Origin of the sequence: Paraneptunicella aestuarii, assembly GCF_019900845.1 — a bacterium.
Lineage (GTDB): Bacteria > Pseudomonadota > Gammaproteobacteria > Enterobacterales > Alteromonadaceae > Paraneptunicella > Paraneptunicella aestuarii.
Genome location: NZ_CP074570.1, coordinates 4488367 through 4504812, shown reverse-complemented (window position 1 = coordinate 4504812; position 16446 = coordinate 4488367). Strand labels below are relative to the sequence as shown.

At 45.1% G+C, this 16446-nt stretch carries 13 protein-coding genes; 12 read left to right on the top strand and 1 reads right to left on the bottom strand.

Translation table 11 applies throughout. From position 1 onward, the window contains the following. Position 1: 1 nt before the first annotated feature. The 11 genes from KIH87_RS17550 (at position 2) to mgtE (ending at position 8901) form a co-directional block, all read left to right on the top strand. Positions 2-964, top strand: a complete 963-nt coding sequence (locus KIH87_RS17550) for a calcium/sodium antiporter (protein WP_232359153.1) — start codon at positions 2-4, stop codon at positions 962-964. A 20-nt stretch (positions 965-984) separates the two neighbouring features. After that, positions 985-1959 (top strand): KpsF/GutQ family sugar-phosphate isomerase, encoded by a 975-nt coding sequence (locus tag KIH87_RS17545; RefSeq protein WP_232359152.1) that lies wholly within the window; start codon positions 985-987, stop codon positions 1957-1959. Positions 1960-2017: 58 nt separating this feature from the next. Beyond that, on the top strand, positions 2018-2587 hold the full coding sequence (gene lptC / locus KIH87_RS17540; RefSeq protein ID WP_232359151.1) for an LPS export ABC transporter periplasmic protein LptC: 570 nt from the start codon (positions 2018-2020) through the stop codon (positions 2585-2587). 16 nt (positions 2588-2603) lie between these two features. Continuing rightward, a complete protein-coding gene (gene lptA / locus KIH87_RS17535; RefSeq protein WP_232359150.1) occupies positions 2604-3119 on the top strand; it encodes a lipopolysaccharide transport periplasmic protein LptA in 516 nt (171 codons plus the stop codon). Then, positions 3119-3844 (top strand): LPS export ABC transporter ATP-binding protein, encoded by a 726-nt coding sequence (gene lptB, locus KIH87_RS17530; RefSeq protein WP_232359149.1) that lies wholly within the window; start codon positions 3119-3121, stop codon positions 3842-3844. Before lptA ends, lptB begins: the two co-directional genes overlap by 1 nt. Before the next feature lie 66 nt (positions 3845-3910). Further along, entirely contained in the window at positions 3911-5395 is a 1485-nt protein-coding gene (locus tag KIH87_RS17525; RefSeq protein WP_232359148.1) for an RNA polymerase factor sigma-54, read from the top strand. 27 nt (positions 5396-5422) lie between these two features. Next, on the top strand, positions 5423-5710 hold the full coding sequence (gene hpf, locus KIH87_RS17520) for a ribosome hibernation promoting factor (RefSeq protein ID WP_232359147.1): 288 nt from the start codon (positions 5423-5425) through the stop codon (positions 5708-5710). A gap of 26 nt (positions 5711-5736) precedes the next feature. Beyond that, on the top strand, positions 5737-6180 hold the full coding sequence (gene ptsN / locus KIH87_RS17515) for a PTS IIA-like nitrogen regulatory protein PtsN (RefSeq protein WP_232359146.1): 444 nt from the start codon (positions 5737-5739) through the stop codon (positions 6178-6180). Continuing rightward, on the top strand, positions 6177-7022 hold the full coding sequence (rapZ, locus tag KIH87_RS17510; RefSeq protein WP_232359145.1) for an RNase adapter RapZ: 846 nt from the start codon (positions 6177-6179) through the stop codon (positions 7020-7022). Before ptsN ends, rapZ begins: the two co-directional genes overlap by 4 nt. Before the next feature lie 37 nt (positions 7023-7059). After that, on the top strand, positions 7060-7332 hold the full coding sequence (locus tag KIH87_RS17505) for an HPr family phosphocarrier protein (protein WP_232359144.1): 273 nt from the start codon (positions 7060-7062) through the stop codon (positions 7330-7332). Positions 7333-7542: 210 nt separating this feature from the next. Continuing rightward, on the top strand, positions 7543-8901 hold the full coding sequence (mgtE, locus tag KIH87_RS17500) for a magnesium transporter (RefSeq protein ID WP_232359143.1): 1359 nt from the start codon (positions 7543-7545) through the stop codon (positions 8899-8901). Between the two features lie 30 nt (positions 8902-8931). On the opposite strand, the gene arcB is transcribed toward mgtE, so the two are convergent. Next, positions 8932-11286 carry an aerobic respiration two-component sensor histidine kinase ArcB gene (gene arcB / locus KIH87_RS17495; protein ID WP_232359142.1) on the bottom strand — a complete coding sequence of 785 codons (2355 nt, stop codon included), beginning with the start codon at positions 11284-11286 and terminating at the stop codon, positions 8932-8934. A 684-nt stretch (positions 11287-11970) separates the two neighbouring features. Between arcB and gltB the strand changes: the two genes are divergently transcribed. Beyond that, positions 11971-16437 carry a glutamate synthase large subunit gene (gene gltB, locus KIH87_RS17490; RefSeq protein ID WP_232359141.1) on the top strand — a complete coding sequence of 1489 codons (4467 nt, stop codon included), beginning with the start codon at positions 11971-11973 and terminating at the stop codon, positions 16435-16437. Positions 16438-16446: the final 9 nt, after the last annotated feature.

Genomic DNA, 16446 nt, shown 5'->3' with positions numbered 1-16446 from the left:
CATGCTCGTAGAAATCGTTGTTTTTATCCTTGGCCTCATCGCGTTAAGTTGGGGAGCTGACAGATTCGTTTACGGCGCCTCTGCGCTGGCAAAAAATATTGGAATATCGCCAATGGTCATTGGTATGACTATTGTTGCAATGGGATCTTCTGCCCCGGAAATTATGGTAGCTGCGACGGCTTCCTACAGTGGTTCTCCGGATACTGCCGTCGGTAATGCCATCGGCTCAAATATTACCAATATCATGTTGGTGCTTGCTCTTACCGCAATGTTAAAACCTATTATGGTTCGTTCTGGAACCATTAAACGAGAATTACCTCTGTTAATGATCGTTTCCCTTATTGCTTCTCTGTTTCTAGCTGACTATATCTTTAAGTTTTGGGAAGGCGCCGTGTTGATGGTGCTGTTCTTTTTTGTCATCGGTGGATTGACCTGGTTGTCAATAAGAGCCGACAAGCGAGACCCTTTGGGCAGCGAGGTTGATGAAGAGTTACCGGTTAATGTTGGAACGGGCTTAGCTATTACGTGGGTCGTTGTTGGTCTGTTCATTTTGCCGATTAGTGCCAGTTATATGGTGGATTCCGCGGTAGTGATTGCGCGCCATTTTGGTATGAGCGATCTGGTTATCGGGTTGACCATTATTGCGATTGGCACCAGCTTGCCTGAGTTGGCGGCCAGTATTGCTGGCGTACTGAAAAATGAAGACGATCTGGCAATGGGTAACATCATCGGTTCCAATATTTTCAACATATTGGCGGTATTGGCGATGCCGGCACTCATTGCTCCGGGGGCTATTGACCCAGGTGCCATCGACCGGGATATGTACGTCATGCTCGGTGCTACCATGTTACTGGTCGCTTTTAGTTTCAATATTGGTGGCAACCGCAGTATCAATCGTTGGCAGGGCGGCTTGTTATTAGCTGGATTCGTGGCGTACCTGGTTGTATTGCTGCACAGTATTTAAGATGTTTACGACTTTTTAGAATGAATAATACTGATAATTACATTAACTCCGGTCTACGTGTACTAGAGATTGAAACCAAAGCCATAGAAGATCTTAAGCAATATATCTCTACAGATTTTAGCCAAGCGTGTGAAATGATGTTGGGATGTGTTGGCAAGGTTGTTGTTACTGGTATGGGTAAGTCGGGCCACATAGCTAATAAGATTGCTGCGACACTTGCCAGTACGGGAACGCCTGCATTTTATATGCATCCCGGAGAGGCTGGCCATGGCGATTTGGGCATGCTCAGCAAGCAGGATGTGTTGCTGGCCATTTCCAATTCCGGTGAAACGGATGAAGTGCTCGCTTTATTACCCGTAGTGAAGCGCATGGGGATCCGTATTATTGCCATGTCTGGGAACCCTGCCTCACGCTTGGCGGAATATTCAGATGTTCACCTTTGTATCAAGGTAGAAAAAGAAGCCTGCTCCCTTGGTTTGGCGCCCACATCCAGTACAACCGCGACTTTGGTTATGGGAGATGCGTTAGCCATCGCATTGCTGGATGCCAGAGGGTTTTCTTCCGATGATTTTGCGTTGTCTCACCCGCAGGGTGCTTTGGGACGCAAGTTGTTATTGAAATTGGCTGATGTCATGCACTCCGGTGATCAGGTTCCGATTGTGGATAGCAAAGAAACCATAAGCTCAGCTTTATTGGAAATTTCCAATAAAGGTTTGGGCATGGCTGCTGTTGTGAACGATGCCGGTCAATTTGAAGGTATTTTTACGGATGGTGATTTGCGACGCGTTATTGATGCTAAAGTTGATATCCATCATACGCCGATTGCTGATGTCATGACTAAAAGCGCGGTAACGGTCACCGCAGATATGCTGGCAGCTGAAGCGCTTAACATCATGGAAACCCGCAGTATCAATGGACTTGTGGTGTTAGATAACAATCGCATCCCTGTTGGCGCACTGAATATGCTTGATTTGTTAAAAGCCGGAGTCGCTTGATGCTTTGTGAATTCATAGTCTTTAACTCAGAGACACCACTTGTTGGTAGAGGGTGGCTATGAATCGCTTAACCGTCAGTATTCTTTTCCTGTTTCTATTGATTTTGCTATTAAATCTCCCCATGTGGATGGAAACAGACAAAGAACAGCAGACCGAAGAGGATGAGCTTGGTTGGCAAGCTAACTACCAGGCAAATGAAATGCTCAGTACCCTGTATAACAAGCAGGGGATGGTGTCACATAAGGTTTTCGCGACCAAAATGGAACATTTTGAAGAGCTTGGGTTCACAGTGTTTGAGCGTCCTCGATACACTATTTTTACTGAGCGAACAGAGTCGCCTTGGCAGGTGAATGCTCTGGAAGGTACTTTATACGAAGATAATCGTATTCAGCTGGAAAACAATGTACTGATTAAAACCTTGAATGACGAAGGTTTTGTGCAGCAGATTGAAACCAGTTTTATAGAAATAAATTTAACTGACAAGACCATGACATCCAATGAACCAGTGATCATTACCGGTCAGGATTATGTTATTCATAGCAATGGATTTGTCGCTAACTTATTAACCAGAAAGTTTGAGTTAATTGATCATGTTCAAACCGTATTTAACCCTAAAGCGGTTAACTAATATGTCATGTAAGCGAATGGCTAAAATGGCATTGGTATGTGCCGTAGCGGTCGGTTGCATTAGTTTGGTGCAAGCCGACAGTCAGGATTTTAAACTGCCGATTACGGTTGATTCAAAATCCCAGTTTGTCGATGGTAAAAGCAAGACATCTATCTTTAAAGAAGACGTTCATATCTCTCAGGGCTCATTGAAAATTGACGCTGAGGAAGTGGAAGTGAATGCTTCTCAAGGTGAAGGCAAAGAAGTTTTTATTGCTCGTGGTAATCCTGCTATTTACAGCCAAACCATGGACGATGGTTCTGACATTCGCGCCGTTGCCAATGAGATCCGATATCAAGTATCAAACCGCACGTTAACCTTAACAGGCGATGCAGAGCTACATCAAAACAGCAGCATGGTAAAAGGTAACTCCATCACTTTTAATCTCGATAAGCAGCAGCTATCAGCCGAAGGCCAAAACGGTGAAGAAGGTCGAGTTGTTACGGTTTTCCGTCCAGAAGCCGCGAAGAAAAAGGGAGAAGACAAAAAATAATGTCTACCTTATGCGCCACGCATCTCGCCAAGTCATATAAATCCAGACAAGTTGTTCGGGACGTTTCTATTGAAGTCAGTGCTGGGCAGATCGTTGGCTTACTGGGTCCTAACGGGGCGGGTAAAACGACCACTTTTTACATGATTGTAGGCTTGGTTCCATTAGACCAAGGGCAGATATTCATTGATCAGCAAGACCTGACACTACAACCTATGCATATTCGTGCGCGCCATGGTATTGGTTATTTGCCGCAAGAAGCCTCGATTTTTCGAAAATTGACCGTATATCAGAATTTAATGGCGATATTGCAAACGCGCAAAGAATTGAGTGATGAGCAACGTGAACAAGAAGCCGATGACTTGTTGGATGAGTTCAATATTGGACACATTCGTAACAATTTAGGTATGAGTCTGTCGGGCGGCGAGCGTCGTCGGGTTGAAATTGCCCGAGCTCTGGCTGCGAATCCTCGATTTATATTATTGGATGAGCCTTTCGCTGGAGTTGACCCGATTTCGGTAAATGATATAAAGAAGATTATTCAACATTTAAAAGAGCGTGGCATTGGTGTTTTAATCACCGACCACAATGTAAGAGAAACGCTGGATGTTTGTGAACATGCTTACATTGTGAGCCATGGTCAAGTTATCGCCGAAGGAAACGCAGAATTGATTTTAAACAATCAACAGGTCAGAGATGTATACCTGGGCGAACAATTCACGTTATAGTTAAACAATTGGAAGAAGCGGATAACAAAGCCTCGCAACGACCGAAAATATAAGCACCCAATATAGATGAAACCATCATTACAGCTTAAGTTCAGTCAACAATTAACGATGACGCCACAATTGCAGCAGGCAATTCGATTGCTGCAATTGTCTACGCTTGATTTACGTCAGGAGATACAGGAAGCGTTAGATGCTAATCCTTTGTTGGAAATTGAAGAGCATGACCACAATAGCTCTGACAACGAAAATGATTTCGACAGCCAGTTAGAAAAATTAAATGGTGATGATTATCCTGATACATCATCAGATTCAATGGATACCTCTGATGTACTGGAAAGTGCATCAATGCCTGACGAGTTGCCAGTAGACAGCACTTGGGACGAATATTACAGTGCGTCTTCAGCTCCCGCACCTTCTCCTATTTCCAGCGGCAGTGACGATGATTATGTCTATCAGGGAGAAACGGTCGATTCCATTCAGGATCATCTGCTGTGGCAAATGCGCTTAACCCCTTTCTCTGAAACTGACGAAGCTATTGCCATTGCTATTATTGATGCGGTTGATGATTCCGGATATTTAAAGATTTCCAGCGAAGAAATACTTCAGGGTTTAGACTTGGAAGATGTAGAGCTGGAAGAAGTGGAATGTGTTCGTAAACGTATTCAATGGTTCGATCCTGTTGGATGTGCGTCTCATACACCACAAGAATGCTTATTGGTTCAGCTATCACAATTTAAAGATGACACGCCTTGGCTGAAAGAAGCGCGTGACATTCTGAAAAATTTTTCAGACCTGTTAATGAGCAAAGACTTCCGCACATTAATGCGTAAGGCTAAGCTGAAAGAAGAGCAACTTCGTGAAGTGCTGCGGTTATTACAGACGTTAAATCCGCATCCCGGCAGTGAAATTAATCCCCAACAGCCGGATTACATTATTCCTGATGTATCGGTAAGTAAGAAAAACGGACGTTGGATGGTAGAATTAAACCCTGATAGCGTGCCAAAGCTGAATATTAATCAGCAATATGCTGCGATGAGTAAAAGTGCCAAAAGCAGCAATGATAGCCAGTTTATTCGCAATCATGTGCAAGAAGCGCGCTGGTTTATCAAAAGTATTGAAAGTCGCAATGAAACCTTGTTGAAAGTAGCCAATTGTATCGTTCAACAGCAACAAGGATTTTTTGAACATGGGCCTGAAATGATGAAGCCTATGGTGTTAAATGATGTGGCTGAAATGGTAGATATGCATGAGTCAACAATTTCCCGGGTTACGACCCAGAAATATATGCATACTCCCAGAGGTATCTTTGAGTTGAAGTATTTTTTTAGTAGCCATGTTGCTACTGAGAATGGCGGAGAATGCTCTTCAACCGCTATTCGTGCATTGATTAAAAAGCTGGTGGCTGCCGAGAATCAGGCTAAACCACTCAGCGATAGCAAGATTGCCGAATTGTTGGCCGACCAAGGTATTATGGTGGCTCGGCGAACAATCGCAAAATACCGGGAATCGCTCTCGATCCCTCCGTCTAACCAACGTAAGAGCTTGTTATAGGCTCGTTCCCAAAAAAGGAAGACGATCATGCAAATTAATCTAACTGGTCATCACGTAGAAATTACCGACGCATTACGCGACTATGTTGATAATAAATTTACTAAATTGGAGCGTCACTTCGATCATATTAATAATGTTCACGTGATCCTGAATGTAGAGAAGCTAAGTCAGAAAGCAGAAGCTAAACTACATATTGATGGCGGTGAAATCTTCGCGGCATCTGAACATGAAGATATGTATGCTGCTATTGATTCTTTGATTGATAAACTGGATCGCCAGGTTATTAAATACAAAGAGAAACTTAAAAAGCACTAATTAGAGCTTAAAGCAGTACCAGAAAAATGGATATTAAAGACATCCTTGCACCCAACGGCATTAAACGTGCCATTGGGTGCTCAAGTAAAAAGCGAATCCTTGAACTTTTGAGTCTGTTAGCCGCAGATGTGTCTGATGAAATAGACTCAGAGGAAGTTCTCACCAGTTTATTGAGTAGAGAACGCATGGGAAGTACGGGCATTGGGCATGGCATTGCACTTCCTCATGGACGTTTGCCCGGTTTGCTAAAACCTATCGCTTTAATTATTACCTGTCAGGATGGAATAGAGTTTGACGCTATCGACAATCAACCTGTTGATATTTTCTTTGCGATTCTGGTTCCAGAAAACGATACCACCGACCATCTCAAAATCCTCTCAGCGATTGCCAATAAACTCAACGATCGAGACATTGTTCGTAAGTTACGTAAAGCTGAGTCAGAACAAGCTTTGTATGAGGCTTTGGTATGAAACTGATTATCATCAGTGGTCACTCAGGTTCAGGAAAGACCATCGTGCTCAGAGCGTTGGAAGATCTGGGCTACTACTGTGTCGATAATATTCCGGTAAACTTGCTGCCAACCCTCACCCATACGGTTGAAAATGAGTATGAAGAAGTGGCGGTGAGCATTGATGTTAGAAACATTCCCAAAGATCCTGACGAACTGAACGAAATTCTTGATTACTTACCCACTAATTGGGAAGTGACCGTTGTCTTCCTTGATTCCAGTGACGATGTGCTATTGAAGCGCTTTAGTGAAACTCGTCGTCTGCATCCGCTTTCGAAACAAAAAATGTCTCTTACTGAGGCGATAAAAGCTGAGCGTAGAGTGCTTGCTCCAATCGCTGAGCGTGCTGATTTGTATATTGATACCGACAAGCTATCGGTTCATCAATTGGCAGAATTAGTGCGAGAGCGCATTTTGGGCAAGAAAAGCTCAAGATTAGTGTTGGTATTTGAATCTTTTGGCTTCAAGCACGGTATTCCTAAAGATGCCGATTATGTGTTTGATGCCCGTTTTTTACCCAACCCTCATTGGGAACCTGAACTTAAGCCATTAACCGGCCTTGACTCACCTGTTCAGGTGTTTCTTGGTTCTCAACCAATCGTTGCCAAATTTGTCTGGCAAATCCAAAGTTTAATTGCGACCTGGTTACCGCATTTGGAACGCAATAATCGCAGCTATGTTACTGTCGCCGTTGGTTGCACTGGTGGTCAACACCGTTCGGTATATGTCGTCGAAATGTTAGCTAATGTATTTAAAGCCTCTCATCCAGATGTACAAGTGAGACACCGCGAATTAAGCAGTTAATGCCAATCTACCCTGTAAGATTGAAGTGAGTGAGTGTATGAGACTGGAAAAGAATCTTGTTATTGTAAATAAACTGGGCTTACATGCTCGCGCTGCAACGCAGCTTGTTAAAGTCGCCCAACAGTTTAAAGCTGAAATCACCCTGATACAGGGAGACAAAACTGCTTCTGCCGCCAGTGTTTTGGGCCTGATGATGCTGGAAAGCTATCAGGGTAAAGAAGTGACGGTCGTGTCGGAAGGTGAAGATGCTGAAATGGCTTTAGCTGCGATTGAAGAGCTCATTACGGCAAAATTCAACGAAGAAGAATAACACCCGTACCTTTCTTGCTACACTTGTTATAGACTATACGGCTATAAGAGCAGGTTAAGCAGACCTAACCAACAAACGAATTAGTCAGATAAAACAAAACGTTGGCGAAGTCATACTATCGTCATCTGAATAATAATAATGAATTCATTACTCAGGTTTCTCATATCGGTTTTATCACATAATTAAACCTGAACTTCCACAAGGGATGACATGGCAGAAGCACTCGAAAGACAACATGTTGCCGAACAGCTAGAGTCGATTAATCAGGCTCTTGGCAGTGGTATGTATGTTCATGTCCGTAAGATGCTTCAACATATGGCTCCTGCTGATGTTGCCCTGCTTCTGGAAGCCTCCCCAATTAAAAGCCGTGCGGTGCTATGGCAACTCCTCGATCCTGATTTTCACGGTGACGTATTAGAAGAACTTTCGGAAGATGTACGTAACGGCATCATCCGAACCATGGTTCCAGATAAGCTGGCCGAAGCGCTGGAAGACATGGATACCGATGACCTTGCAGAACTGCTGAATGGTCTACCCGATAAGGTGGTGCAAGATGTTTTGCGCCGCATGGATACCCAGGATCGTGTTCGCGCTGAGCAAGCCCTCTCTTATGGTGAAGGAACTGCTGGCTTCATCATGAACACCGACACCATTACGCTGCGTCCGGAAGTCACAATCGACGTTATTTTACGTTATTTGCGGTTGAAGCGTGAAATTCCGGAAGGCACAGATACTCTCTATGTGACTAACCGTCATGACAAGTTGATTGGCACAATCTCTTTGCCGCGCTTATTGACCAGTGCTCCAGACAGCACGGTTGATGAAGTGATGGACGAAGAGCCACTGACCATTCCTGTAGATATGGTTGAAGGCGAGATTGCCAAACTGTTTGAACGCCACAACTGGATATCGGCACCGGTTGTGAATGAATCTGGCATTCTGGTCGGGCGTATTACCATTGACGACGTGGTTGATATCATCCGTGAAGACGCGGAGCACTCCATGATGAGTATGGCGGGTTTGGATGACGAGGAAGATACCTTCGCTCCCGTGGTTAAAAGTACCAAACGCCGTTCAGTATGGCTGGGGGTTAACCTTATTACTGCGATTATGGCCGCCGCTGTTAGCAACATGTTTGAAGAGATTTTGAGCCAACTGGCAGTGCTGGCGATTCTCAACACCATTGTGCCCAGTATGGGCGGTGTTGCCGGAAACCAGACCTTAACTCTGGTTATCCGTGGTATGGCCTTGGGGCATGTAGGCTCGGCTAACTCTCGCTGGTTGGTTGGAAAAGAACTGGCTATCGGATTATTGAATGGCTTGATGTGGGCCTTGTTAATTGCCTCGGTTGTTGCCATTTGGAAGCAAGATCTAACCTTGGGGATTATTATCGCTTTCGCTATGTTGATTAATATGGTGGTCGCTGGCTTGGCGGGTGCTGTGTTGCCATTGGCGATGAAGAAAGTGAATATCGACCCGGCATTGGCCGGTAGTGTGATTTTAACGACAGTAACGGATATTGTTGGAATCTTCGCCTTCCTTGGCACTGCGACAATCTTTCTTGTCTAATCCTTCTAAGCCTAAGCTTCGAGTTAATTCTTAGTTTTCCTGCTCTTGTTCCTGTAACCAGGATTCCAGAATCTGCATATCATGTTCGTAAGCCTGTTCCAGCTCTTCGACCCAGTCATGAACATTTTGCCACCAGGCCGGGTGGTCTCCTTGCTGGATTTGGTTCGCCACTTTCTGCACGCCAGTCAACCCAACTGAGCTTGCTGCTCCTTTGATTTTGTGGGCATGAGAACAGACTTCATCTTTCTCTTCGGCACTCAAACTCAGCTTCAGCATTTCCACATAGCCCGGCATACTCTGTTTGAATACATTTAAGCTGTTGATGACCATATCAATGCCAATGGTCTCTACCAGGGTATTCAATAATTCCATATCCAGAACCGCGCCTAACTTGTTCTCAATAGGCTGTGCTACTGGCTCTTGCTCGATGGCTGGTGGCTCGTGATCGGCAAATAACTGGTTGAATACCTGAATAACTCGGCTCTTCTTGATGGGTTTGGCGATAACGTCATCCATACCGTTATCCAGATATTCCTGGCGTGTTTTAATGACATTCGCGGTCAGGGCAACAATATGTGTACCACTGACCAGGTCTTCTTCATGGAACTTGCTGGCTACTTCAAAGCCGTTCATATCGGGTAGCTGAATATCCAGCAGGATCAAGTCGTACTGATTGGCTCTGGCTTTCTCCAACGCTTCCGCGCCGTCCATTGCCACATCAACATGTTGCCCCAGTTTTTCCAGCAAGGCTTTGGCGACCATCACATTCAGATGAATATCTTCCACCAGTAGAATGTTGAGTCCTTTGACTAACAACTTCTCTACCTTCATTCCTGTGTGACTCACTTCCACCGGTAATTCGACAGTAAAGGTTGTACCTTTACCCACCTTGCTATCAACAGTGATATTGCCATTCATCATGGACACTAATTGGTGACAAATAGCCAAACCAATCCCTGTGCCTGTAGCGCTTTTATGGTTAGGGCTATCCACCTGATAATACATGGCGAAGATTTTATCGACTTCGGAAGCCGGGATGCCAATGCCTGAGTCAGAAACTTGAAATTTCACCAGGCACTGATCATTCTCTGGTTGTGTGGCCGCAACGCTTAAACTTACCATGCCTTGAGGTGTGAATTTCACCGCATTAAATAGCAAGTTCCAGAGGATTTGACGTAGACGTGTACCATCCACTTCCACAAATTCAGGAAGAGGATCAACAATGTGTGTTTCGTATTTCAACCCTTTATCTGCTGCCAATAACTCGATAACGCTGCCGATTTCGCTGGCAAAATCGCTCAGAGAGACGGTTTTCAGGGACAATTCCAATCGGTCTCGTTCCAGTTTGTCCAGGTCGATAATGTCATTAAAGATATTACCAAGCGTGATAGCGCTGGCATAAACGGTACTTACCCAGTTGAACTGCTCTTTCGATAGCTCTGTGTCACGCAGCATTCGGCTTAAGCCAACAATGCCGTTAAGCGGCGTGCGTAATTCATGGCTAATGGTCGCGATAAAGGCGGTTTTGTCTTTGCTGGCCTTGGCGATAGCGTCTTCGGCTTGTTTACGTTCGGTTATATCTCGACCGAAAGCCAGTAAGCCTAAGCGCACACCATTAGGATCGAAAAATGGTACTTTACGCATTTCGTAGTAACGGCGACGTCCATCGGCAAAGCGCAACCAAAGCTCTTCGGTGATACTGGCATTGCTTTCCAATACCTCGTTATCACTGGCGACCACCTGGCTGGCTAATTCTTCGTCGTAAACCTCATGAGGGCTTAAGCCAATCAGCTCTTCTTCGGATTTTCCGGTTAGCTGCTCTGCGACGCGGTTACATCCCGCGAACTTACCTTCCTGATTTCGGTAATAAATCAAATCCGGTGAAGCATCAATAATAGAGCGCAAAAGGGTAGAGAGGCGTAACGCTTGCTGTTCTTTCTCCGAACGGCTTTGCATTTGGTCTTCCAGCTCAGCAAATACCTTTTCACGATCGAGCTGAACTTGTTGGCGCTTTTCAATTTCCAGACTGAGTCGATCAATATCTCCTCGTAATTGACCTGCTTCATGCTGATCTTGAGCGCGTAAACGCTCCAGCTCAGTTATCGCCATTTGCAATGACTCTTTGGAGCGCACTAATTGCTTAACCAGACCACTGAAAAACAGCAATACCCAGGGGGCGACGATTAGCGTCAAGATCACCGCAATAACAAAGTCTTCGGTATTGTTATCTGCAGACAGAAATATGCGCAATATATGAGAGCCCAGAACACTGAGGCCAAGCAAAATCATTAATAGTGCGAAGCTGCTTTTAAATGCGCCGATGCGACTAATCCACTGAGCTAAACGTAGCGCTAATGTATCCATATTGTCGTGTGGAGGAGACATGACCAAAACTCTCTATAGATAAAAGGGCAATAGAAAAAGTGCACGCATCCTATCAGGAATTTAAGTATGACCAAAGCATCAGCGTTCAGGAATTAATGAGGGCAAGTCATTTGTAAGGTGGGTACCTATGCATCAAAAGGGTATAACTATTTTATAGTGAGAATAAGTTTTAAGAATATAGGGTAGTAAGGTGTGAGTAGGATAGAGAAGAAGTCTCACATAATTGGCGCTTTTTTAGGATTTTATTGCACTATTTGGCTGCATTGCACCGGTTCGTAGCATTAAATCACTAAGTTTTTGCATTGAGGGAGAATTGATTTCTTAATTATAAGAATGTATGTTGTCTAGCCCAGTTTGAGAAATATGCATAAAGATTCGTACTTCTACTGGTTATTTAGAGAGCAAATTGCAGATGCTGTGGGGTTGTGCCACAGGCGTATTAGACGCGGACGTGGACAAGATGTGTGGAATTCAGTGTCGCAAATGCTCCAAATACAATCACAATTATAACAATACGGCAGAAACAGGATTTCGAGCTTGAATGATTGATCTCGACTATATTTGATAATGGTCGCAGGTAAATTGAACGCAAAACATATGCCAAACTCGAAGCATAGCGACAACTGATACTTTGAAAACCACTTTCTTACCCTACCCAGTCCATGGTTGAGGAGTTGAAGCTTAATGAAACTGTATCACCCGAATGATTCTCGGGATAATTGTGGCTTTGGATTAATTGCCCATATCCAAGGTACTGCCAGCCATAATTTGGTTAAAACAGCCATCCATGCTCTTGATCGAATGCAGCATAGAGGTGGTATTGCAGCTGATGGTAAAACCGGTGATGGTTGTGGTTTGCTATTGCAAAAACCCGACTCATTCTTCCAGGAAGTTGCCGAAGCGCATGGTTGGAAACTCGCCAAGAATTATGCTGTTGGCATGGTTTTTCTTAGTCAAAATGAAGAACGTGCTGAAGCTGCTCGACGCGCCCTTACCGAAGAGTTAGAAAAAGAAACCCTTGCAGTGCTTGGGTGGCGTGTTGTACCTACCGATCCTACTATTTTAGGGGATTTGGCTAGTGAATGCTTACCGCAAATTGAACAGGTTTTTGTGAACGGGCCACAAGGTTGGCGCGAGCACGATCTGGAACGCCGCTTATATATGGCTCGTCGCAGAGCAGAGAAACGACTGGCAGAAGATGAAGATTTCTATATTTCATCATTATCTGCACTGGTAACTGTTTATAAGGGTCTGGTAATGCCTAAAGACTTACCAACCTTTTATCTCGATTTGGCGAATGAAAAGCTGGAAGCCAGTATTTGTGTTTTCCATCAACGATTTTCTACCAACACATTACCCCGTTGGCCTCTGGCGCAACCATTCCGCTTTTTGGCACATAATGGTGAAATCAATACTATCCGTGGCAACCGTGATTGGGCAAATGCCAGAACCTACAAGTTCCGCACGCCTTTAATTCCTGATTTGCACGATGCCGCACCTTTTGTCAATGAAACCGGGTCGGATTCATCCTCGTTGGATAATATGCTGGAGTTGTTTTTAGCGGGTGGGATGGACTTGTTCCGTGCCATGCGTTTGTTGGTTCCGCCAGCCTATCAAAACGACAACACCATGGACGAAGACCTAAAAGCCTTCTACGAGTTTAACTCCATGCACATGGAGCCTTGGGACGGCCCGGCGGGGATCGTTCTAACCAATGGTCGCCATGTGGCGTGTAACCTAGACAGAAACGGTTTGCGTCCAGCGCGTTATGTCATCACGAAAGATGACATTATTACCTTGGCATCAGAAGTTGGTATCTGGGATTACAAGCAAGAAGACGTTGTTGAAAAAGGTCGTGTAGGCCCGGGCGAAATGCTTGCCGTTGATACCAAAACCGGAAAAATCTGGCGTAGCAATGAGATTGATGAAGATCTTAAGCAGCGCTTGCCCTATCGCGAATGGATCAACAAGCACATTCGTAAGCTGAAGTGCATCGAAGAAGTGGATCACAGCTTGTTAGGTAAACGTGCTTTCGATGACAACATGCTGGCCACTTTCCACAAGCAGTTCAGTTACAGCTATGAAGAACTGCAACAAGTGGTCAAAGTATTGGCCAGTGATGGTCAGGAAGCGGTTGGTTCTATGGGTGACGATACGCCAATGGCGGTTTTGTCCAGCCAACAGCGTATTATTTACGACTACTTCCGGCAGCAATTTGCCCAGGTAACCAACCCGCCAATAGATCCACTGCGTGAAAACCACGTTATGTCGTTGGCAACCTGTATTGGTCGGGAAAAAGACGTATTCAGCGAAACATCTGGATATGCCGATCGGGTATTATTTGAGTCACCCATACTGACTTATACCGATTTGAAACAGCTTAGAGAGTTTGATCCTCAGCATTACTATTCCGAATACATCGACCTGAACTACAAAGCTGATGAAGGTTTGAAGCGCGCGATTGAACGCATTTGTGACGAAGCTGAATACCTGATCAAACAGAAGAATGCCGCCTTTATTATTTTGTCGGATCGTCAAATTCGAAAAGATAAAATTCCTGTTCCAATGGCGATGGCGGTGGGTGCAGTACAGCGTCGTTTGATTGATAAAGCCTTACGTTGTGATGCCAATATCGTGGTAGAAACCGCTTCGGCTCGTGATCCGCATCATTTTGCGGTATTGCTGGGCTTGGGTGCTACAGCAATCTATCCATTCCTTGCTTATGAAAGCATTGAGCAAATGGTGGAAAAAGGCGAGCTGAACATTAGCTACTTGCAAGCCATTGTTAATTTCCGTAAAGGCATTAACAAAGGGCTATACAAGATCATGTCCAAGATGGGCATATCGACGGTTGCCAGCTATCGTAGTTCCAAACTGTTTGAAGCTATTGGTATTTCTAACGAAGTCATGGAACTTTGTTTTAAAGGCGTACCAAGCCGTATTCAGGGCGCAGGCTTTGATGATTTTGAACAGGATCTAATAAACCTTAACCGCGTTGCCTGGGTTAATCGTAAGAGCATCAGACATGGCGGCTTGTTGAAATATGTTCACGGTGGTGAATACCATGCTTACAACCCTGATGTTGTCACGACACTACAAAAGGCAGTTCAAACGGGTAATTACGAAGACTACAAAGTCTTCGCAGAACTGGTGAATGAACGTCAGCCTGCGCATTTCCGTGATTTGCTTGGTATTACTAAAGGGCATCAAGCGATTGATATCTCGGAAGTTGAACCCGCTGAAAACCTCTATCCGCGTTTTGATACGGCAGCAATGTCTATCGGGGCATTGAGTCCTGAAGCCCACGAAGCCTTGGCGATTGCCATGAACCGTTTGGGCGGTCAGTCTAACTCAGGTGAAGGTGGCGAAGATCCCAAGCGTTTTGGTACTGAACGTAATTCGAAAATCAAGCAGGTGGCTTCGGGGCGCTTCGGTGTAACTCCGCATTACCTGATGAATGCCGAAGTTATTCAGATTAAAGTCGCTCAAGGTGCGAAGCCGGGCGAAGGCGGGCAGTTACCGGGTGATAAGGTGAATAACTATATTGCTCAACTGCGCTTTTCTGTACCGGGCGTAACCCTGATTTCTCCACCGCCACATCATGATATTTACTCTATCGAAGATTTGGCACAGCTGATTTTCGACTTGAAGCAAATCAACCCGAAAGCCTTGATTTCTGTGAAGCTGGTTTCCGAACCTGGTGTTGGCACTATTGCCACGGGCGTTGCCAAAGCCTATGCCGATTTGATAACCATCTCTGGTTACGACGGTGGTACAGGGGCAAGCCCACTAACTTCGGTTAAATATGCCGGTTGTCCTTGGGAATTAGGTTTGGCGGAAACTCAACAAGCTTTGGTTGAAAATGGCTTGCGCCATAAGGTACGTGTTCAAACCGACGGTGGTTTGAAAACCGGACTGGATGTGGTGAAAGCCGCAATGCTCGGAGCAGAAAGCTTTGGCTTTGGTACTGGCCCAATGGTGGCGTTAGGTTGTAAATACTTACGTATTTGCCATTTGAATAACTGCGCGACAGGCGTGGCAACTCAAGACGAAAAACTACGTAGCGAATACTTTATTGGTTTGCCAGAAATGGTCATGCACTACTTCCAGTTTATTGCTCAGGAAGTGCGTGAGATTTTGGCCTCGATTGGTGTGCGCAGTTTGCAGGATATCATTGGCAAAACCGAATATTTGCAAGTGTTGGATGGCATCAATGCCAAGCAGAATAGACTGGATTTATCTCCGATTCTGGAAAAACCGGAAGAGGGTTCTCACACACGTTTGTTCTGTTCAGAAACCACCAACCAGCCTTTGGATAAGGGCGAATTGAACTTGCAGATTTTGGCAGATGCCAAAGACGCCGTGTTGAACAAGTCGGGTCAAACGCTGAATTATTCTGTGCGCAATACCGACCGTTCTGTCGGGGCTTTGATGTCAGGTTTTATTGCTGAGCATCATGGCAACCAAGGCATGGCCGATTATCCGGTGAATGTTAATTTAACCGGTACGGCAGGCCAGAGTTTTGGCGTTTGGAACGCGGGTGGTTTGCATATGACGCTTGTTGGTGATGCCAACGACTATGTGGGCAAAGGTATGACAGGCGGCAAGCTGGTCATCTATCCGCCTCGCAACGTGGACTATATCAGCCATGAAAGCGCCATCATGGGTAATACCTGTTTGTATGGTGCGACTGGCGGTAAGTTGTTCGCCGCAGGCACTGCGGGTGAGCGCTTTGCTGTGCGTAACTCGGGCGCGGTTGCTGTCGTTGAAGGTGTTGGTGACAACGCTTGTGAATATATGACAGGCGGCATTATTGTGATCCTGGGCAAAGTCGGCGTTAACCTTGGTGCAGGTATGACAGGTGGTTTCACCTACGTACTGGACGAGGACAATGACCTTGAACGCCGTATCAACCAAGAGCTGGTTGAAGCCTTGAGCATTGAAGACAAGAACATTTTGATTGAGCATTTACGTGGTTTGATTAATCAACATTATGCGGAAACCGGTAGTCGTCGAGCGTTGGATATTCTGACTAATTTCAATGAATATCTAGGTAAATTCCGTTTGATTAAACCTAAAACCAGTGACGTTAAGAGCCTGCTGGGTCATATCAGCCGTTCTACAGAAGAACTGCGGATTCAGGCACAGTAGGGAGGCAGA